Annotated in this window: 14 protein-coding genes and 1 tRNA gene; 9 read left to right on the top strand and 6 right to left on the bottom strand. The window is 65.5% G+C overall.

Annotated features, from left to right (window positions below; all coding sequences use genetic code 11):
• The first annotated feature begins 7 nt into the window (after window positions 1–7).
• The 6 genes from rsmB (at window position 8) to AC07XB_RS06150 (ending at window position 6,950) form a co-directional block, all read left to right on the top strand.
• Window positions 8–1,360 (top strand): 16S rRNA (cytosine(967)-C(5))-methyltransferase RsmB, encoded by a 1,353-nt coding sequence (gene rsmB / locus AC07XB_RS06175; RefSeq protein ID WP_492809207.1) that lies wholly within the window; start codon window positions 8–10, stop codon window positions 1,358–1,360.
• A 175-nt stretch (window positions 1,361–1,535) separates the two neighbouring features.
• Window positions 1,536–2,255: a DUF4390 domain-containing protein gene (locus AC07XB_RS06170; RefSeq protein ID WP_150987592.1), complete on the top strand. Its 720-nt coding sequence runs from the start codon at window positions 1,536–1,538 to the stop codon at window positions 2,253–2,255.
• A complete protein-coding gene (locus tag AC07XB_RS06165; protein ID WP_492827606.1) occupies window positions 2,252–4,720 on the top strand; it encodes a sensor histidine kinase in 2,469 nt (822 codons plus the stop codon). The genes AC07XB_RS06170 and AC07XB_RS06165 overlap by 4 nt, the downstream gene beginning before the upstream one ends.
• A 52-nt stretch (window positions 4,721–4,772) precedes the next feature.
• Window positions 4,773–5,477 carry a response regulator gene (locus AC07XB_RS06160; RefSeq protein WP_043350899.1) on the top strand — a complete coding sequence of 235 codons (705 nt, stop codon included), beginning with the start codon at window positions 4,773–4,775 and terminating at the stop codon, window positions 5,475–5,477.
• Between the two features lie 60 nt (window positions 5,478–5,537).
• Window positions 5,538–5,613, top strand: a tRNA-Phe gene (locus AC07XB_RS06155).
• Window positions 5,614–6,149: 536 nt separating this feature from the next.
• Window positions 6,150–6,950 (top strand): aquaporin, encoded by an 801-nt coding sequence (locus AC07XB_RS06150; RefSeq protein ID WP_492376174.1) that lies wholly within the window; start codon window positions 6,150–6,152, stop codon window positions 6,948–6,950.
• On the opposite strand, the gene AC07XB_RS06145 is transcribed toward AC07XB_RS06150, so the two are convergent.
• The gene (locus tag AC07XB_RS06145; RefSeq protein ID WP_492827608.1) at window positions 6,934–8,667 is read right to left on the bottom strand and encodes a carbohydrate porin; all 1,734 of its coding nucleotides are present in this window, start codon (window positions 8,665–8,667) and stop codon (window positions 6,934–6,936) included. The genes AC07XB_RS06150 and AC07XB_RS06145 overlap by 17 nt on opposite strands.
• 480 nt (window positions 8,668–9,147) lie before the next feature.
• Here AC07XB_RS06145 and AC07XB_RS06140 point away from each other — a divergent pair, with 480 nt between their 5' ends.
• Together AC07XB_RS06140 and rarD are read left to right on the top strand one after the other, a co-directional pair.
• Window positions 9,148–10,281: a TRAP transporter substrate-binding protein gene (locus AC07XB_RS06140; protein ID WP_174424353.1), complete on the top strand. Its 1,134-nt coding sequence runs from the start codon at window positions 9,148–9,150 to the stop codon at window positions 10,279–10,281.
• Between the two features lie 105 nt (window positions 10,282–10,386).
• Window positions 10,387–11,277, top strand: a complete 891-nt coding sequence (rarD, locus tag AC07XB_RS06135; protein WP_492375414.1) for an EamA family transporter RarD — start codon at window positions 10,387–10,389, stop codon at window positions 11,275–11,277.
• A gap of 241 nt (window positions 11,278–11,518) precedes the next feature.
• On the opposite strand, the gene AC07XB_RS06130 is transcribed toward rarD, so the two are convergent.
• From AC07XB_RS06130 to AC07XB_RS06115, 4 genes are all read right to left on the bottom strand, one after another.
• Window positions 11,519–12,502 (bottom strand): 2-dehydropantoate 2-reductase, encoded by a 984-nt coding sequence (locus AC07XB_RS06130; RefSeq protein WP_492827610.1) that lies wholly within the window; start codon window positions 12,500–12,502, stop codon window positions 11,519–11,521.
• 47 nt (window positions 12,503–12,549) lie between these two features.
• Window positions 12,550–13,314 carry a class II aldolase/adducin family protein gene (locus tag AC07XB_RS06125; RefSeq protein ID WP_492809204.1) on the bottom strand — a complete coding sequence of 255 codons (765 nt, stop codon included), beginning with the start codon at window positions 13,312–13,314 and terminating at the stop codon, window positions 12,550–12,552.
• A gap of 205 nt (window positions 13,315–13,519) precedes the next feature.
• Window positions 13,520–14,488 carry a DUF2272 domain-containing protein gene (locus AC07XB_RS06120; RefSeq protein WP_492809203.1) on the bottom strand — a complete coding sequence of 323 codons (969 nt, stop codon included), beginning with the start codon at window positions 14,486–14,488 and terminating at the stop codon, window positions 13,520–13,522.
• Between the two features lie 238 nt (window positions 14,489–14,726).
• A complete protein-coding gene (locus tag AC07XB_RS06115; RefSeq protein ID WP_006162250.1) occupies window positions 14,727–15,005 on the bottom strand; it encodes an HU family DNA-binding protein in 279 nt (92 codons plus the stop codon).
• A 1,399-nt stretch (window positions 15,006–16,404) separates the two neighbouring features.
• Here AC07XB_RS06115 and AC07XB_RS06110 point away from each other — a divergent pair.
• Window positions 16,405–16,962, top strand: coding sequence for an SET domain-containing protein (locus AC07XB_RS06110; RefSeq protein ID WP_492375431.1), 558 nt, complete (start codon window positions 16,405–16,407; stop codon window positions 16,960–16,962).
• Window positions 16,963–17,008: 46 nt separating this feature from the next.
• Here the strand turns inward: AC07XB_RS06110 and AC07XB_RS06105 are convergent, their stop codons facing one another.
• Window positions 17,009–18,628: a sensor histidine kinase gene (locus AC07XB_RS06105; protein ID WP_492375418.1), complete on the bottom strand. Its 1,620-nt coding sequence runs from the start codon at window positions 18,626–18,628 to the stop codon at window positions 17,009–17,011.
• Between the last annotated feature and the right edge of the window lie 19 nt (window positions 18,629–18,647).

Below are 18,647 nucleotides of genomic sequence, written 5' to 3'. Positions count from 1 at the left end.
CACTGTCATGCGCCTGCAACACGAATCCCTCGCCTTCCAGATGCTCGCCGCCGCGGCTGCCGTACGCGGCGTCAACGAAGGCAGCGCGCTGCCGCTGGCCATCGAGAACGCCGCTGCCCAGTACCGCCTGGACCGCGTGCGCGACGCCGCCACGCGTGGCGCCCTGCAGGACCTGGCCTATCGCACCATGCGCCAGTTCGGCACGGCGCGCGCGCTGGTCACCAAGCTGGTGACCCGGCCGCCCGGCGCGCTGGTGGACTCACTGCTGGCCGTGGCGCTGGCGCTGCTGGTCGAGGACGAGCAGGGGGAAGGGGGCTATACCGAGTTCACCGTGGTCGACCAGGCCGTCAGCGCGGCAGCCTCCGAGCCCAAGACCGCGCACGCACGCGGGCTGGTGAACGCCGTGCTGCGCCGTTTCCTGCGCGAACGCAAGGCACTGCTGGCCGAGGTGCGCCAGGACGACGAAGCGCGCTGGAACCTGCCCGCATGGTGGCTGGATGCGCTGCGCAAGGCGTACCCGGACCAGTGGACTGCGCTGGCCGAGAGCGCCAATGTGCGCCCGCCCATGACCCTGCGCGTCAATACGGCGCGGGTCTCGGTGCCCGACTACCTCAAGCGCGTGCTCAATGCCGGCATGGCGGGCGTGGCCATCGGCCCGCAGGCCGTGCGGCTGGTGCGCGCGTTTCCCGTGTCGCAGATCCCCGGGTTTGCCGAGGGCGATGTCTCGGTGCAGGACGCCGGCGCGCAACTGGCCGCTGCGCTTCTGGACCTGGCCGACGGCCAGCGCGTGCTCGATGCGTGCGCTGCGCCCGGCGGCAAGACCGGCCACATCCTTGAACTCGCCAACGTGGAAGTCACCGCGCTGGAGAGCGACGCGCAGCGCGCCACCCGCATCGACGAGAACCTCGCGCGCCTGGGCCAGCAAGCCACCGTGGTGGTAGGCGACGCAAGCCGCCCGCAGGACTGGTGGGACAACCGCCAGTACGACCGCATCCTGGCCGACGTACCGTGCTCGGCCTCGGGCATCGTGCGCCGCCACCCGGACATCCGCTGGCTGCGCCGCGAGGTGGATATCCCCCGGCTGGTCACCGAGCAGCGGCGCATCGTGTCACAGCTCTGGAGCCTGCTCAAGCCGGGCGGCATCCTGGTCTATGTCACCTGTTCTATTTTCCCAACGGAGAACGAAGAGCAGGCGCGCTGGTTTGGTGCACAGCTACCAGATGCGATACGATTGCAAGCGCCCGGCCAGATGCTGCCGGGCAGCAAGGATCAGTTGGCCGGTGGCGGAAATGGCAGCCAGGAAGGCCTGCCCACCGATCACGATGGCTTCTTCTACGCCCGTTTCCAGAAACGACCCTGACCGATCCCAATCGATCCCAATGCCGAACCCGCTTCGCTTGTTCGTCCTTCGCGTCCCAGACGACAGTGCGTGCGTGTCCCTTGCTGCAGCCCGGGCAGCTGGTTCAGTAGCCGGCGCCGGCCCGCTATGCGGCGCGCGCGCGCGGCTGGCGTCGTGGTGGCTCGCGGCGACGATCATGCTCGGTATCCTGATGACGCTGGTTGCGCTGCCGGGCACGGCGCGCGCCGACGGCATTGAAGTCAACGAGGCCCGCATCGAGTACCAGGATGGCGGCTTCGATCTGGCCGCGAGTTTCGATTTCGATCTGCCGCCGCCGCTTGAAGACGCGCTCAACAAAGGCATCTCGCTGTATTTCGTCGTCGATTTCCAGCTTTCCCGCCCACGCTGGTACTGGTTCGATGAAAAACCCGTCAATGCCAGCCGCAGCGTGCGGCTGTCCTACCATCCGCTCACGCGCCAGTACCGCGTGTCCACCGGCGGCCTGCAATTGCCGTTCATGCGCCTGAAGGGCGCGCTGCAGTTCATCCAGCGCGTGCGTGGCTGGCGCGTGTTCGAGCGCAGCATGGTCAAGCCGGGCGAGACCTACCAGGCCGAAGCGCGCATGCGCCTGGACCTGACACAGCTGCCCAAGCCGTTCCAGATCAACGCCGTCAACACCCGCGAGTGGAACCTGGCATCGGAATGGCGGCGCTTCAGCTTCACCGTGCCGAGCGAATTCCCGCCGCCGCCCGCGCCCACGCCACCGCCACAATTGGTGCCCGTGCCGACACCGGCGCCGGCGTCTGCCGCGTCCGCCGCGGTGGCCGGCGAAACGCGTGCGGTGCCGTTCGCGCAGACCGTATCGACCGTGCTCTCTCCCACCACCCTGGTGCAGCCGGCCGCGGGCCAGCCATGAGCGCCCCCCCCAGCCTGTGGGACAGCCGGTTCCGGCGCGTGCTTTACCGCGTCGTGGCGGGCATCATCGTGTTCCTGGCGCTGGTGCTGGTGGCACTGCTCGCCGGCGCCTCGGCCAATACCGAATTCTTCGATCGATACTTCACGCTGCTGTTCAAGATCAACCTGGTGATCGGCATCCTGCTGGTGCTGATCATCGGCGCGCTGGCGCTGACCCTGTGGCTGCGCTACCGCCGCGGCAAGTTCGGCACGCGGCTGATGACCAAGCTCGCCGTGTTCTTCGGCGTGGTGGGCGTGCTGCCCGGCGTGCTGATCTACCTGGTGTCGCTACAGTTCGTCTCGCGCAGCATCGAGTCCTGGTTCGACGTTCGCGTCGAGACCGCGCTCGAGGCCGGCCTCAACCTTGGCCGCTCCACCATCGACAGCTCGTTGTCGGACCTGCAAGGCAAGGCGCGGCTGATGGCCGACCAGCTCACCAGCTCGCCCAACGTTGCCACCTCGCTGCAGCTCAACCGGCTGCGCGAGCAATACGGCGTGCAGGAAGCCGCCATCTTTACCGGCAGCGGCCGCGTGATCGCCACGGCGTCGAGCAACTATGCGTCGCTGGTGCCGGACCTGCCCTCTGGCGTGCTGGCCGAGCAGGCCCGGCTGGCCGGCGGCTATGCCGCGGTGGAAGGGGGCACCGATCCATCGGTCGATAGCCATCACCAGCCCGAGCGTACCGATGGCGCCCACCTGTACCGGCTGCGCGTCATCGTGCCGCTGGGCCCAGCGCCCACCGCGCAAACCGAAGCACCCCCAACCGCGGATAGCGCCGGCCGGCCCGCGGGCAAGCCGGCCCTCAATGCTGCCGGCCGCTGGGCCGGGTCGGGGCTGTCGGTCGAGCGCCGACCCGAGGACGCCGCATCGTCCGGGTTCGGGCTGGTGGGCGACACGGTGCGCGAGGAGCGCTACCTGCAGGTCGTGCATCCGGTGCCGGCAGCGTTGGCGCGCAATGCCGACGAAGTCCAGCGCGCCTACCAGGAGTACCAGGAAAAGGCGCTCGGCCGCACCGGCCTGCGCAAGATGTATATCGGCACGCTGACGCTCACGCTGTTCCTCGCGGTGTTCATTGCCGTGATGCTGGCGCTGTTGCTCGGCGGGCAGCTGGCGCGGCCGCTGCTGATGTTGCTGCAAGGGACCAAGGAAGTGGCCGAGGGCGACCTCTCGCCCAAGCGCGAGCTCAAGAGCCGCGACGAGCTCGGCATGCTGACGCAGCAGTTCAACATGATGACGCGCCAGCTGTCGGAAGCGCGCATCGCGGTGGAGCAGAACCGCAGCGCGCTCGAGAAATCGACGGCGTATCTCGAGAGCGTGCTGCAGAACCTCACCGCCGGCGTGTTCGTGTTCGATCGCCGCTTTGTGCTGATCACCGCCAATCCCGGGGCCGAGCGCATCTTCCGTCAGCCGTTTTCCGGCGCTCTGGGCCAGCCCATCGACAGCATCCCGGTCCTCGGCGAGTTCGGCGACATCGTGCGGCAGGCCTTCTCCGAGCAGAGCACCAGTGAAATGCTGGGCGGCGCGCAGCACTGGCAAAAGCAGATCGAGCTGCCGCAGAGCGACGAGGAACAAGCGCTTACGCTGCTGGTGCGCGGCGCGCGCCTGCCGGGCGGGCGCGGCGACGAGCGCGACGAACCCGGCTACGTGGTGGTATTCGACGACATTTCCGATGTGATTTCCGCTCAACGCTCGGTGGCGTGGGGCGAAGTGGCACGGCGCCTCGCGCATGAAATCAAGAACCCGCTGACCCCGATCCAGCTCTCGGCCGAGCGCCTGCAGATGAAGCTCTCGCCCAAACTGGAGGGCACCGACGTCGACGTGCTCAAGCGCGGCGCCACCACCATCGTCAACCAGGTGCAGGCCATGAAGCGCATGGTCGACGACTTCCGCGATTACGCCCGCACGCCGCCAGCGCTGTTGCAGTCACTACAGCTCAACGGCCTGGTCGCCGAAGTGCTGCATCTCTACGGCATCGACGACACCGGCACGTACGAGCACGCCGTGATCCATCCGTCGCTGGCGGCCTGCCTGCCCGAAATCAAGGGCGATCCGACCCAGCTGCGCCAGGTGATTCACAACCTGCTGCAAAACGCGCAGGATGCGGTGGCGGACAACCTCGGCGCGGCTAGGGCGGCGCCCCATATCGCTCTGCACACCGAGACTGTAGAATACAAAGATTCTGCCGGCGAAGACCGGCAGGCCGTCAAGCTCACCATTGCGGATAACGGTCCCGGTTTCGCTCCGCGTATCCTTAGTCGCGCGTTCGAGCCGTATGTGACCACCAAGGCCAAAGGAACAGGCCTGGGTCTTGCAATGGTGAAGAAGATCATTGACGAACACGGCGCACGCATCGAGTTGCGCAATCGCATGGAGGGCTCCGACATCATCGGGGCGCAGATCTCCATCCTGTTCGTTAAACTGGCATAGTCAATGTGCGGCCCCGAACCCGGCAAGCCGCGGTGGGGTCAAGAGGGGAAGTATGGCAACCATCCTCGTAGTCGACGACGAAATGGGTATCCGGGAGTTGCTCTCGGAAATCCTCAGCGACGAAGGCCATGTGGTCGAAGTGGCAGAAAACGCGCAGAAAGCGCGCGAGTACCGTGCCGGCAATACGCCAGACCTGGTGCTGCTTGACATCTGGATGCCCGATACCGACGGCGTCACGCTGCTCAAGGAGTGGTCGGCCCAAGGCTTGCTCTCCATGCCCGTCATCATGATGTCGGGACACGCAACCATCGATACCGCGGTGGAGGCAACCAAGATTGGCGCGCTCAATTTCCTCGAGAAGCCAATTGCCTTGCAAAAGCTGCTTTCGGCAGTCGAGCAGGGCCTGGCGCGTGGCATCGAGCGTCCGCGCTCGGGCGTGGCCGCAGGCGCGGCGCTGCCCGCGAACGGCAATGGCGAGGGCACGGCGGCGATTGCCGCGGAAAGCGCCGCCGAGACCGCCAATGGCAGCCCGCAACGCTTGCCAGAAGCCGAGATGCATTTCTCTTTCGACATGCCGCTGCGCGAAGCACGCGACCTGTTCGAGCGCGCTTACTTCGAATACCACTTGCTGCGCGAGCACGGCAGCATGACCCGCGTCGCAGAGAAAACCGGCCTCGAACGCACCCACTTGTACCGCAAGCTCAAGCAGCTTGGCGTGGAACTCGGCCGCAACAAGCCGGAACCTGCGGAACAATGATGCGGTGATGCACGCAGCGCTTGACCGGGTCGAAAAGCGCTGTTATAGTTTCGCTTCTTTGGCCCGGTAGCTCAGTCGGTAGAGCAGAGGATTGAAAATCCTTGTGTCGGCGGTTCGATTCCGTCCCAGGCCACCAGCATTACGAAAAAGCCCAAGGTCTGAAAAGGTCTTGGGCTTTTTTCATTGTGGCCATCGTTTCATCGCTGCCTTGCAGGCCTTCTTCCGGCGCGTCTCAGAGGCGCGGCCCTGGGCGCTAGACCCTCCCCCCATCCACACGCATTTGGCCACTTAGAACACGGCCTGGACGCGGCTATCGCCTCTGCTGCTGCGGCCTCGCCGCACGCGCGCAAACCCTTGCTATATCGCCTGCCACCGCCTAATGTTTAGGCACGAATTCGTCCGTCCAGTGCCATCGCGTCCGCGATTATCGGCATTGCGCCAATTACCCCCAAAATCCGCTTTTCGCATTTGATCCTGACCTCCGATTTTCGCGATGTCATGCCACCATCCATGCCATCCCGATAGCGATTCAGCCAAGCACGCCAAGCATTCGATACCACCGGTTCATTCAAAACAACCCAAGCATGCATTGACGCTGCGAGGCGAAAGACGAAACACTGCGCGCTCCCGCCCATCACTGCAAACCCGATGCACGCGCCTTCCCCCGACACCATGGCCGACCCGGCCCACGCTGCCGAACCACACAGCGCAAGCGTACCTGCGGCTGCGAGCACGCTCTGCCAGCGCCTGGTCGCGGAAGGACTCGGCACGGCGCTGCTGGTAGCGGTGGTGGTGGGCTCGGGCATTCGTGCGCAGCAGCTGGCCGGCGGCAATGTCGCGCTGGCCTTGCTGGCGAACTCGCTGGCCACGGGCGGCGGGCTGATTGCATTGTTGCTCGCGCTGGGACCGGTCTCGGGTGGGCACTTCAACCCGGTCGTCACGCTCTGCGCGATGGTGCGCGGCGCGCTGCCGGCGCGCGATGCCTGGCGCTACGGACTGGTGCAGATGGGCGGCGCCATCGCAGGGGTCGCCTGCGCGCATGCGATGTTTGGCGAGCCGACGCTGGCCTGGTCGGCGCAAAGCCGTACCGGGCCATCGATGTGGTGGAGCGAGTTTGTTGCCACCTTTGGCCTCGTCGGCATAGCGATTGGCACCGGGCGCAGCCGGCCCGGGCTGGTGCCGTTCGCAGTGGCGGGCTATATCACTGCAGGGTACTGGTTCACGGCATCGACGTCATTCGCCAACCCGGCGCTGACCCTTGCGTGCGCGCTGACGGCAACCTTCACCGGCATTCGCGCCATCGATGTGCCGGGCTTCGTGCTAGCGCAGCTAGCGGGCGGGCTGAGCGCCGCGCTGGTCTTCCACTGGCTGCTGCGAGCACCCGCGGTGCTGCCGGGCCGCGCGCCGCTCACGCGCAAGGCGCCATGGCGAGCAGCGGCTGCAGCCGCTATCGCGCCTACCAGCGGCGATTGAGCTGTACGCCGAAGATTGAGCCCGAGGTCTGCGAAGCCCAGGTATCGGTGGGTGAGGCAAAGGCGATGCCGTCCACGTCGTTGGCCTTGCTGTAGGTGTAGAAGGCGCGCAGGTTGGCATTGCCGGCCGCCTTGCCAAGCGTGAAGGTAGGCGCCACGGTCACCGCAGTGCGCTGTCCGCTGGCGCCGAAGCCCGAAGAGATCTGGTCGTGCGCCACTTCGAAGGTCAGCTTGAACTGGTCGCTGGCGATATAGGCGGGGCGCACGCGCGTGGCCATCCATTGCAGCGTGCCCACCGGCGAGCGGTCGAACTGCATGCTGGACTCAACCGAGCCCGCCAGGCCCAGCCCCGAGCGTTGCTTCCACTCCATCGATTCGGCCACGCGTACCCGCGACAAGGCGGGCCCCATGCCGGTGTAGCCGGTCAACGCGTTACGGCTGCCCTCGCCAAACTGCATGCCGAAGCGGTTGGTGCCGGCGAGCACGCCTTGCTGCTCGTGCATGGCCGACACCCACCACGCACTGCCGGTCTGCTGGATCAGCGGCTGCGCTTCCACCCGCGTATAGCCCAGTTGCACCGAGCCTTTCTCATTGGTGGCGATGGGCGCGGTGCGCAGCGAGTGATAGCTCGGCAGGTTGGCGCCGTTCAGGTCATTGCGCGCGGTGTACTGGTAGTTGAGCGCGATGTCGCCAAAGCGGGCGTTATCCACGCCGAAACGCATCGCCGGCGATGTAGGCGGCAGCAGTCCCGACGACATCAGGAACGATGCGCTCTCGCGCCGGCCGGCCCACATCGTGGCGCCGTCCAGCACCGACAGCCCGCTGACCGAGGTATAGATCTGCGGCAGCAGGGCATAGGGATCAACCGCGGCCGGGCGGCCATTGATCGACGTGGCATCGGTCCCCTTGGCCTGCGCCACCAGTTGCACCTGCGCGCCGCCGTCGAGCGAGAACAGGGACTCCTTGACCTTGACCTCGCCGGTGCTGCGGCACGCGAGTCCGCCACCGATGCCGGTGGACAAGGTGCCGCCGCCAGCGCAGGCACGGGTGGCGGTGGTGCGATCGTCATACGCGGCGCGCCCGCTGTAGCCAAGCCGCCAGACCTGCTCGCCGGCAGGATCATCGGCGGGCAGCTGGGACACCAGCGCATAGCTTTCGCCGGCCAGCGCCGGCGTGTCGGCATCCTCGCCCTCGGCGGGCGTGGCAGCCTTCGGCATGGCGTCCGCCACGAACTCGCCAAGGCGCTTGGGAAAGAGCACCACGGGCGGGGGAGGCGCAACAACCGGCTCCGGGGGCAAAGGTGGATCGGGCGGGCCGGCGAGCTCGATACCGTTGTCATCCAGCCCGGCATTGGCCCAGGTAGCAGGCGGAGGCGGCTCAGGCAGGGCGGGGGGGGTGGCGGTGCTGGTGGCGGGCGAAGCACCATCAGCGGCGGCGGCTTTGGGCGCTTCCGGCGCGATAGCCGCGGCAGGGGCGTCGCCGGCTATCGGGGCCGCGGCCGCTTGTTCATTCGAAATCAGCGCTGCCAGCGGATCAGCCTCAGGCGGGGTCGCCGCACGCTGTGCCGCCGTGGGCGTGGCCGGCACATCGGCTGCCGCCAGGTCAGGCCCGGTCTGCGCGCACGCGTTCCATCCCCAGGCGGCCAGCACGGCAACGGCGAGGCAACGCGAGCGGAGCGCCGGCAGGCGGCCGGAGGCGGGCGAAACGGCAAACAACATAGGGCAGAACCAGTAAGGCGTGATTTTTTAACAGTCGACCGATTGGACCGCAAGCGGGGTTACAAAATCCGCGGCGGGGCGTCCTTCTCACCATATGGAATACGTCGCTTGCGGCATCTGGCACGCGATGGCGCGGTCATGCCAATGGGAGCGGAGCGGGATGACAGGACGATGTACGGCCGCCCCTAAATCTGCACTTTCCTAGCGAAAACCCGGACTTGCGCGGCCCCCCGTGGCGAAAGGGCCACCGCTATAATCATCGGGCCTGTCCGACGGGTACGGACCGGCGCCCCCGAGCCTGTTACGAAGGCATGCCAGGATACGCCACATTCCTGGCGTGTCTCCGTAACAGGCTCATTGTTGCGCGGTGGCCTTACCCTGGCTGCTTGCGCGTCTCGGTACAGAGCGCAATGCCCGCGCATGACGCGGGCGTGCCTACCCCCTGCTGCCGCACTAAAAATCTATAAAAGAGGAGAAGTCATGGAACGTCGTTCCTTTCTGTTGAAGGCATCGGCCGTGGCCGCCACGGGTGCGCTGGCCGCGTGCGGCAAGGAAGAAAAGGCCGCCGCGCCGGCCGCCGCCGGTGCCAGCGCGCCGGCCGTGATCGGCAGCAATCCGGCCGTGGAATGGCGCCTGGCTTCGAGCTTCCCCAAGTCTCTTGACACCATCTACGGTGGCGCCGAGCTGCTGTCGCAACGGGTCAAGGAACTGACCGACGGCAAATTCAACATCAAGGTCTTCGCCGCCGGCGAACTCGTGCCGGGCCTGCAGGTGCTGGACGCGGTGCAGAACAACACCGTCCAGATCGGCCACACCGCCGGCTACTACTACTTCGGCAAGAACCCGACGCTGTGCTTCGACACCACCGTCCCGTTCGGCCTGACCTCGCGCCAGCAAAACGCCTGGATGATGCAGGGCAACGGCATGAAGCTGATGCGCGAATTCTTCAAGGAATACAACGTCGTCAACTTCCTGGGCGGCAATACCAACGCGCAGATGGGCGGCTGGTTCCGCAAGGAGATCAAGACGGTTGCCGACCTGCAGGGCCTGAAGTACCGGATCGCAGGTTTCGCTGGCGTGGTGCTGTCGCGCCTGGGCGTGGTGCCGCAGCAGATCGCTGGCGGCGACATCTATCCCGCGCTGGAAAAGGGCACCATCGATGCGGCGGAATGGGTTGGCCCGTACGATGACGAGAAGCTCGGCTTCTACAAGGTCGCTCCGTACTACTACTACCCGGGCTGGTGGGAAGGCAGCGCGCAGCTATCCTTCTATTCGTCGGCAACCGAGTACGAGAAGCTGCCCGCGCTGTACAAGCGCGCGCTGGAAACGGCCACGATCGAAGTCCACACCAACATGATGGCCAAGTACGACGCGGTCAATCCGCAAGCGCTGGCCCGCCTGCTGGAAAACGGCGTGAAGCTGCGTCCGTTCTCCAAGGAAATCATGGAGGCCTGCTTCAAGGCCACCCAGGACGCCTACGCCGAGGAAACCGCCAAGAACCCGTCGTTCAAGAAGATCTACGACGACTGGCGCGTCTTCCGCAACAACGAAGCAGCGTGGTTCAACGTGGCCGAGCAAGCATTTTCGCAGTTCAGCTTCGCGCGCAAGCTGTAAGCGTGCTGCCGCCATCCATGCGAGGTGGCGCAAGCCAGCCAAAAGCCCGTGCCCGGCACGGGCTTTTTTACGCCGGTAGAATCCCCCGATTCCTTGGGACTCTTCATGCAAACCGGCATCTTCTACGCGTTGCTCGCCTACATCATCTGGGGCTTGCTGCCGCTCTATATCAAATCCCTCCACGGCATCGCGCCTATGGAGATCCTGCTGCACCGCATGGTGTGGTCGCTGGTGTTCCTGGGGCTGGTGCTGACCTGGCGGCGCCACTGGGGCTGGCTGCGCGGCGTCTGGACCAATCCGCGCCTGCTGGCCGGCTTCGTCGCCAGTGCGCTGCTGCTGAGCGGAAACTGGTTTCTCTACATCTGGTCGGTATCGAACGGCCGGGTGGTCGACGCCAGCCTGGGCTACTTCATCAACCCGCTGTTCAATGTACTGCTGGGCGTGCTGTTCCTGCACGAGCGGCTGCGTCCCGGCCAGTGGGCCTCCATTGCGCTGGCTGCGGCAGGCGTAATCTGGCTGACCGTGGCAGCAGGCCAGTTGCCATGGATTGCGCTGGCGCTGGCCGCCACCTTCGGCGGCTACGGGCTGCTGCGCAAGACCGCTACGCTGGGTGCGCTGGAAGGCCTCTCGCTGGAGACCATGCTGCTGTTCCCGCTGGCGGCAAGCGCCCTGGCGTACCTGTTCGCGACGGGGCAAGCCGACTTCACCGAGGTGGGCGGCGGGGTGCAGTTGCTGGCGCTGCTTGCCGGGCCGGTCACCGCCGTCCCCTTGCTGCTGTTTGCGGCCGGCGCGCGGCGTATCCCGCTGTCCTTGCTGGGGCTGCTGCAGTACACCGGCCCGACGCTGCAGCTGCTGCTCGGCGTATGGCTCTGGAACGAGCCGTTCCCGGCCAGCAAGCAGATCGGCTTCGCGATGATCTGGATATCGCTGCTTGTTTATGCGGTCGAGGGGATATGGGCGGGGCGCCAGCGCGCGAAGCTGGCGACGCAAGGGTGAAAAAGGGGCCTCATGGAGGCCCCTTTATATTTTCGCAAACAATGAACTAGACCGATTATTAATAGAAAATATTTCTCACGTAGATAATTTTCGTGTCTTCAAGGCAATTCACTCAACGAGCAGTGGGCCAAGTCTTGGCAATTCAGGTCAAAATAATTCTTACTATCTATTGATCACAAAATAGATAGGCCATCTTGATTAGTGGCATGAATACCCAACTCCGTTACCCGGACACACCCCGTCAATAAAGCCCACGCACCTGCGCATGTAGCCGTACCAGCCCCAGCAGCGCATCGATGTTGGGGGTCGCGATCCCGACGTGCTCGCCGATTTCCCGCACCGATGCCACCAGCGCATCGATCTCCACTGGCCGCCCGGCCTGCGCATCCTGCAGCATCGAAGTCTTGAAAGCGCCCAGCTTGCGCGTGACCTGGCTGCGCTCCTCGCCGCTCTGCGCAATCGGGCAACCGATGACCGCGCCGATCTTGTTGGCTTCTTCCATCACCGCCAGGCAGAAACGATTGACCAGCGGATCGTCGAGGATGCGGTCGCAGGTGGCACCGGTCAGCACGGAGACCGGGTTCATCGTCATATTGCCCCACAGCTTGAACCAGATGTCCTGCTGGATCGCGGCGCTGCGCTCGACCTCCAGGCCACCACTGGCGAGCAGGCTGGCCACGGCCTCGAGCTTGCCGGCTGCCATGCCCGTAGCGCCACCCGCGGCGCCCAGGATCAGGCGCGCGCCAAAGCCGTGGCGCACAGTGGCCGGGGCCGGCGTGGAGGCGGTCAGGTGCACCACGCAGCCGATCACCTGCGCGGCCGGGATGGCGCGCGCAATGGCACCTTGCGGATCCACGGTGCGCAGCGACAATCCGGCATGCGGGCCGGGCCGCTCGAAGAACCACCACGGCACGCCGTTCATCGCTGTCACCACCACCGTATCAGGGCCGATCAGTGGCCCGATGGTCTGCGCCAGCTGCGGCAATGCCGGGGCTTTCACCGCCAGGATCACCACATCTTGCGTACCTAGCGCTGCGGGATCGCCTTGCGCATTGACCGGAAACGTCTCGGTGCGCTCGCCCTCGATCAGGGTCAGGCCTTGCGAGCGCAGCGCCTCCAGCGTCTGGCCGCGCGCCAGTGCGTTCAGCGCCTGGCCGGAACGGGCGAGCCGCGCGCCGATAAAGCCGCCGACGGCGCCTGCGCCGACGATGCATAGGGATGTCATGACTGCCTTGTTTCTGTAAGTTTATTCTCGCAACGAATCAATGATTGCTAATCACGATACGATTCATCGATGCGATCAATTTCACGGGTCAGTGCTGCGAACACATCTTCGCCCGCGCCGAACTTGGGATTGAATTGCAGCGAGTCGCGCGTGCACTTGCGCTGGACCTCTTCGGGCACCGGCAGCGCCGCCCCCATGGCCAGCGTGGCCAGCTGGATCTCGCAGGCGCGGTTGAGCAGCCAGAGCGTGGAAAAGGTACGCGCAATGCTGTCACCCCAGGCCAGCAGGCCATGATTGCGCAGGATCACAGCGGGCTTGTCGCCGATATTGCGCACCAGGCGCGGCCCTTCGTCTTCGTGCACGGTGATGCCCTCAAACGGATGGTAGGCCACCTTGTCGAACAATTGCGCTGCGTAAAAGTTGCTCATCGACAGGCCCTGCGCCGAACAGGCGACCGCCATGCCCGCCGTGGTGTGCGTGTGCATGACGCAATGCGCGCCCGGGATGCCGGCGTGGATGGCCGCATGCACAGTGAAGCCGGCCGGGTTGACCGGCCAGCGGCTCTCGCCGATGACCTGCCCCGCCAGATCGATCTTCACCAGGTTGGAAGCAGTCACCTCCGCATAGCGCAGGCCGAAGGGATTGATCAGGAAATGGGGATTGCTGCCATCGCCGCCAGCCTCCGGCGGCAAGCGCAAGGTGATGTGGTTGTAGATCAGCTCGGTCCAGCCCAGCCGGTCGAAGATGCGGTAGCAGGCGGCGAGCTTGACGCGCGCCTCCCATTCCGCCGGATGACAGTTGGCAACAGCCATGCAGGTCTCCTCTCGCGTTGCTTGCGGCGTCGGTGCGCGCGCTTCCGGAATGCGGTTCAGGTGGGGTCGGGCCAGGATGCTAGCGCGGGAAAAACCATGCCGCTGCCCGATTGATTACCATGTTAATGATTTTGCAGGACTGGTCAAGCCGGGGGCTACCCGCGTGCGCCGGCCTGACGGCCGGGCAACCAGCAACGCCTCAGCCTCAAGGCAGCGTGTTGCGCATGATCAGCAGCCACGGCATGTGCGAGTTGGTCACGCTGTCGATCATGCCGGAGTCACCGAGCTCGATCAGCTCCATCGACACCGATTGCTGGACATTGCCGCCGATGGCCTTGACCAGGCGTGCCGCCGGGTCGACCTCGACCACGATGTCGCAGTGCATGGGCGTGGTGCCAAAGCCGATCTCGGCCACGCTGTCGAGGTACTTGTCGCGCCCGCGCGCGGCGCAGATCACATCGCCCGGGCGGGGCATGGCGGGCAACGGCTCGATGCGGAACGCCGGCGCGGGCAAAATGCCGTCGCGCGCGTCCACCACGTACATCGAGTGCGAATCGCCGGTCAGGAACTGGCGGTCGTCCAGGCCGGCCTTGCGCATCACCCAGGAAATAAACACAGCAGACCAGGCCCAGTTTCCCTGGGTGATCTGGCGGCAGGTGACAGCCTTGCCCACGATGGCCCAATAGCGTTGGGCGAGCTTGCAACCCTGGGGCGTGGCCTCCATGCCGGTGCCATCGGGAAAGCGCAGGCAGGCTGACTCGCTGCCATCCTCTTCCTCGCGATCGGCGGAGCGGTCCGCGGCATCCACACCATCCTCATTGGCCCCCGCCACCGGCATGCCGGGCAATACAGGCGCCGGTAGCGGGCTGTCGGCCACGCACGCGGTGTCGTCGCGGCCCAGGCGCACGGTCTGGCCACCCCAGCGCTGCCACTCCTGCCAGGCGATCTCGACGATGCGCTGGCGCTGCGTGGCGCCGGACGTTGTCACGGGTCTCTCCGTATCGGGGAGGGGGGTCGCCTGAGGCCGGGCGGGCGGAGAAGGCGTGGTGCAACCCGAGACCAGCGCGAGCGCCATCAGCAGGCGCAGGCCAAGCCCTCGTGCCTGTGGAAAATTTTGTGGGAAACGTTGTGAATAAAGCTGTGGAAATCTGCCGCGCGGCGAACGAAGGTGCATGAGAGGCCTACTGAGCAGGACGCCCTAGACCCTTGTATTTACAGAGAGAAGGCGCCGATAGGGCACGATCTTACCGGGCTGGCGGAGGGTGCGGCGTATACGGCGAAGCGGCAGGATAACCGCGGGTCAAACACTGTGGATAACGCGCCCCGCCTGGCGCTCACCCATGCCATCAGGCAACTGGTGGCGGCACGGCGGGGTTGATCCAACGGGGCTGGCACGAAACCGCCCGCGGGACTCACTGGTTCACTGCGTCCTTGAACTTCTGGCCAGCCTTGAACTTGACGGTCTTGGCGGCTTCGACCTTGATTTCTTCGCCGGTGCGGGGGTTGCGCGCCATGCGTTCGCCGCGCTCGCCCTGGCTGAAGGTGCCAAAGCCGATCAGGCTCAGGGTGTCGCCCTTGGCCACGGCCTCCATGATGGCGCCAAGCGTCACGTTCAGCGCTTGTTCTGCCTTGGCTTTGGTCAGGCCGTCCACGCCGGCCGCGATGGCGTCGATCAGTTCGGTTTTCGTCATGCTTCACTCCGTGTCGAGTTGATAAAACAAGGACGCCTGGCTGGGCCGGCGCACTGCGCACCGGCGCCGGCAAAGGCGCCGCGGGCCACATCATACCGTGTCGGGCCATGCCAACCGGGAACAGATTGTTACAGCGCATCCTGCTCCAGGCCGCGCTGGCTGGGGCTTTGTGGGGATTCGCGGGGATAGGCAGGGCCTTCACCGGCGTCAGGATGCGCCTCAGGCGAGTTAACACGCCCAGGTGTCCCAGAGGGCATCCACGCCTGAAAAACGGCTCAAATCGCCTTGTAGGCCCTCTCAGGGGCATTGCATCGCAGAAGCGCAGTCCGGTGCGTATAGGGCGAAATCGCTCTGATGCCCGGGCCTCGGGCGTGTGCCAGCGGCAGTTGGCCGGCGCGCAGCGACTATCCCGGCCCGTGAAGGGGCCTGACAGGCGCTGTGGGCGATTCTTTCGCTGGAGCCGAGCTGCGGGGACTGCGTACCCACCGCAGCGTAGCAACGAGGCTCAAGGGGCTGCCAGCAGGATATGCACTATTGTGCATGGTGCTCGATAGGCAAGCGCGGCCGGCATCCCGGGGCTATTCGCGTCATGCATGCGCCGACCGGGGGGCAAACGGTGCGCGTTTACGCGCCAGGCGGCGCGGACGTATACCGCGACCAAGCGGCACGTATACGACGTCCGCGCCTAGCATGGCGACGGGACGTATACGCACTCTTTCTCGTCAAAAAAACATGGGAGCGGGCCAGTAAACCGTGCCTCGGCCAGCAAATTCCTTCTGCTCAAAAAAGAAACCACGTCTGAAGCGGCTCTTCAGCCATTTATTTTTTGCCTGGTTCTCTTTGCTCGCCGATAGCAGGACGCAGTCCTTTCTGTTTACTTCTTTCTTTAATGTATACAGATAGTAGTAGTAGGTAAACGGCGGCCCTTTCTGTGGATAACTCAGTAAACGATTTTAAAATCAGTGTGTTGTAAGAAGCAGAAGTGGTGGGACCCGGTGTTGGCGGACGTGGATGACTTAGCCTTTTGGTGGAGGGGGTCGGGCGCAACCCTCCGACTTATGCCTGATGCATCCCCATGCCAACCCCAGGCAGCCCACATGAATTGCATGTCTTTATCCCCAGATTTTTGCCGGGTTATCCACAGGCGATCGACGGGGTTTCGGTTGTATACGTAAACGCCGAAGCGCTGATTGAGGCTGTTTTTGATGATGGGCCTCCCCGTAAACCAGTGCGTCGTATACCTGGCTCGGTGTGTGCAGGTTCAGGCGGGCTGCGCGTATACGGCTATTTGCCGGCAAGGGGATGCCGCGGTCAATATGGGCAGGTATCATCGCCATCGCGCCCGGGCGGCGCGCAGCCACGCGGGGTGGCAGGCAGGCGGATCTATACGGGATGGCACATGGCGGAACAGGCAAAGCAAGAGGAATTGAAGCAGGAAGAGACTGAGGCGAAAGACGCCAAGCGCGTCAAGAGTCCGAAGGAAGGCAAGCGCAAGACCGCGTCCGACCGCGTTGAAGTGCGCCGCTCGGGGGTGCATGGCAAGGGCGTCTATGCGAACGCGCCGATTGCCGAGGGCGAGCGCATCATCGAATACAAGGGCGAGCACATTTCTTGGAAGGAAGCGCTCAAGCGCCATCCGCATGATCCGGCGGATCCCAACCATACCTTTTACTTCAGCCTGGAAGACGGCGACGTGATCGACGCCAAGTTCGGCGGCAACCGCGCGCGCTGGATCAACCACGCCTGCGAGCCCAATTGCGAGGCGCGCGAGAAGAAGGGGCGGGTGTTCATCCACGCGCTGCGCGACATCGCCGGCGGTGAGGAGCTGTTCTATGACTATGGGCTGGTGATCGACGCGCGCTACACCAAGAAGCTCAAAAAGGAATTCGAGTGCCGTTGCGGCAGCCCGAAATGCCGCGGCACCATGCTGGCGCCGAAGGAAAAAAAGGCCAGGTAGAGCGCTGGAAAAGAGAGGGGCGAGCCGCTTCGCGGCTTGTCCTGCCTCAGGCCGTCCCCGCGGCCTCGCACGGGATGCGGATTACAAAGCGCATGCCGCGCACCTCGGCCTCCTCCCCGGAGGCGGGCACATCCTCGATGCGGATGGTGCCCTGATGCAGGCCGATGATCTCATGCACGATCGCCAGCCCCAGGCCCGCGCCGCCGGGCGGTTGCGCCGGTGCATTGGGCCCCGGCGTATGGTCGCCGCGGAAGAAGCGCTTGAAGACTTCCTCGCGGCGCGCCAGCGCAATGCCGGGCCCGTTGTCTTCCACCATCACCACCGCCATGCCGCGATGGCCGAGCGCCTCGCCGCCGGCGCGCACGGTGATGCGCCCGCCAGGCGGCACATATTTCACGGCATTGTCGATCAGGTTGCTGAGCGCTTCGCGCATCAGCAGGCGGTTGCCGCGCACCGTCGAGGGCGCCGCGCCGGTAAAGGTGGGGCCGGGCAAGGTCTCGAAGCCCAGGTCGATCTGGCGGGCCAGCGCCTGGGGCACCCACTCGGCGCCGGTCTCGAAGGCCAGCGTGGCCAAGTCGAAATGCTCGATCGGGCCCAGCCGCTCCAGCGATAGTCCGGGCTCCGCACGGGCCAGCGAGAGCAGCTGGTTGGACAAGCGCACCGCGCGGTCCGCCGCCGATTGCAGCTCGCGCAGCGCGTGGTCCGTCACTGCGGGATCCACCGACTGCACCGCGCGGTCGGCATGCAGCTTGACGGCGGTCAGCGGCGTGCGCAACTGGTGCGCGGCATCGGCGATGAACTTGCGCTGCGCGTCCAGGGCATCGCGCAGCCTGGCCAGCAGTGCGTTGAGCGCGCGGATCAGCGGCTCCACTTCGGCCGGCACCTGGGTTTCATCGAGCGGCGCCAGCGAGCGCGCCGTCTGGCGATTGAGCTTGTCGGTGAGGATCTGCAGCGGCACCAGCTCTTCCTTGAGCACGTGCGAGAGGATCAGGCTGCCTACCACCAGCAGCAGGATCAGCGGCACCGAGACCGAAAGCAGGATCTCGTTGGCGGCGGTCTCGCGCCGGTCCAGCAGCTCGGCCACTTCCACCACGATGGGCCCGCGCGGGACGCGCCCGGCCTCGCTGGTGGCCAGTTCATCCGAGGCTGGGCTGGGCAGGTTGACCGGCAGCCGCACGGCGCGCACCTGGCGCCCGCTGAACCAGGCGTAGAAGAGCCGCGCATCGTGCAGCGAGGTTTGCCCGGTGCCGTAGCCCAGCCAGGTATCCATGCCGCCGATCAGCCCGTCGGGGCCGTGGATGCGCCAATAGATGCGGTCGGTGCCTTCGGCCTCGACCAGCGTCTGCGCAATCATCGGGATGTCTTGCTCCAGCCGGGGGCCGGCAATGCGGATCTGCTGGGCGATATTGTTGGCCACGCCATACAGCGCGCGGTCGAATACCTGCGTGGTGTAGTGCGCCGCCAGCCAGTAGGAGAGCGAGCCGCTGGTCAGCACCAGCGCGAACAGTGGCGTGGCCAGCGCGCGCAGCAAGTGCACGCGCAGGCTTTGCGTGGAGGCCGAGCGTGCGGATGGCGTCGCGGCGGCCGTTGGGGCTTTGCCGGATGCGCCGCTGGTGGCATCGGTCAGGGCCTTGGGAGGCTGGGTAGGACGTGGGCGCAGCCACATGGCGGGCTTCTCCCTCGGC

The organism is Cupriavidus sp. GW821-FHT02F09 (assembly GCF_059421605.1).
This window is presented reverse-complemented; position numbering and strand designations above follow the sequence as displayed.

Excerpts from the sequence above, each read along its gene's own strand:
- AC07XB_RS06115 (WP_006162250.1), bottom strand. The coding sequence starts at position 15,005 with ATGACGAAAACCGAACTGATCGACGCCATCGCGGCCGGCGTGGACGGC.
- AC07XB_RS06160 (WP_043350899.1), top strand. The coding sequence starts at position 4,773 with ATGGCAACCATCCTCGTAGTCGACGACGAAATGGGTATCCGGGAGTTG.
- rarD (WP_492375414.1), top strand. The coding sequence starts at position 10,387 with ATGCAAACCGGCATCTTCTACGCGTTGCTCGCCTACATCATCTGGGGC.
- AC07XB_RS06125 (WP_492809204.1), bottom strand. The coding sequence starts at position 13,314 with ATGGCTGTTGCCAACTGTCATCCGGCGGAATGGGAGGCGCGCGTCAAG.
- AC07XB_RS06150 (WP_492376174.1), top strand. The coding sequence starts at position 6,150 with ATGGCCGACCCGGCCCACGCTGCCGAACCACACAGCGCAAGCGTACCT.
- AC07XB_RS06165 (WP_492827606.1), top strand. The coding sequence starts at position 2,252 with ATGAGCGCCCCCCCCAGCCTGTGGGACAGCCGGTTCCGGCGCGTGCTT.
- AC07XB_RS06105 (WP_492375418.1), bottom strand. The coding sequence starts at position 18,628 with ATGTGGCTGCGCCCACGTCCTACCCAGCCTCCCAAGGCCCTGACCGAT.
- rsmB (WP_492809207.1), top strand. The coding sequence starts at position 8 with ATGCGCCTGCAACACGAATCCCTCGCCTTCCAGATGCTCGCCGCCGCG.
- AC07XB_RS06170 (WP_150987592.1), top strand. The coding sequence starts at position 1,536 with ATGCTCGGTATCCTGATGACGCTGGTTGCGCTGCCGGGCACGGCGCGC.
- AC07XB_RS06130 (WP_492827610.1), bottom strand. The coding sequence starts at position 12,502 with ATGACATCCCTATGCATCGTCGGCGCAGGCGCCGTCGGCGGCTTTATC.
- AC07XB_RS06120 (WP_492809203.1), bottom strand. The coding sequence starts at position 14,488 with ATGCACCTTCGTTCGCCGCGCGGCAGATTTCCACAGCTTTATTCACAA.
- AC07XB_RS06145 (WP_492827608.1), bottom strand. The coding sequence starts at position 8,667 with ATGTTGTTTGCCGTTTCGCCCGCCTCCGGCCGCCTGCCGGCGCTCCGC.
- AC07XB_RS06140 (WP_174424353.1), top strand. The coding sequence starts at position 9,148 with ATGGAACGTCGTTCCTTTCTGTTGAAGGCATCGGCCGTGGCCGCCACG.
- AC07XB_RS06110 (WP_492375431.1), top strand. The coding sequence starts at position 16,405 with ATGGCGGAACAGGCAAAGCAAGAGGAATTGAAGCAGGAAGAGACTGAG.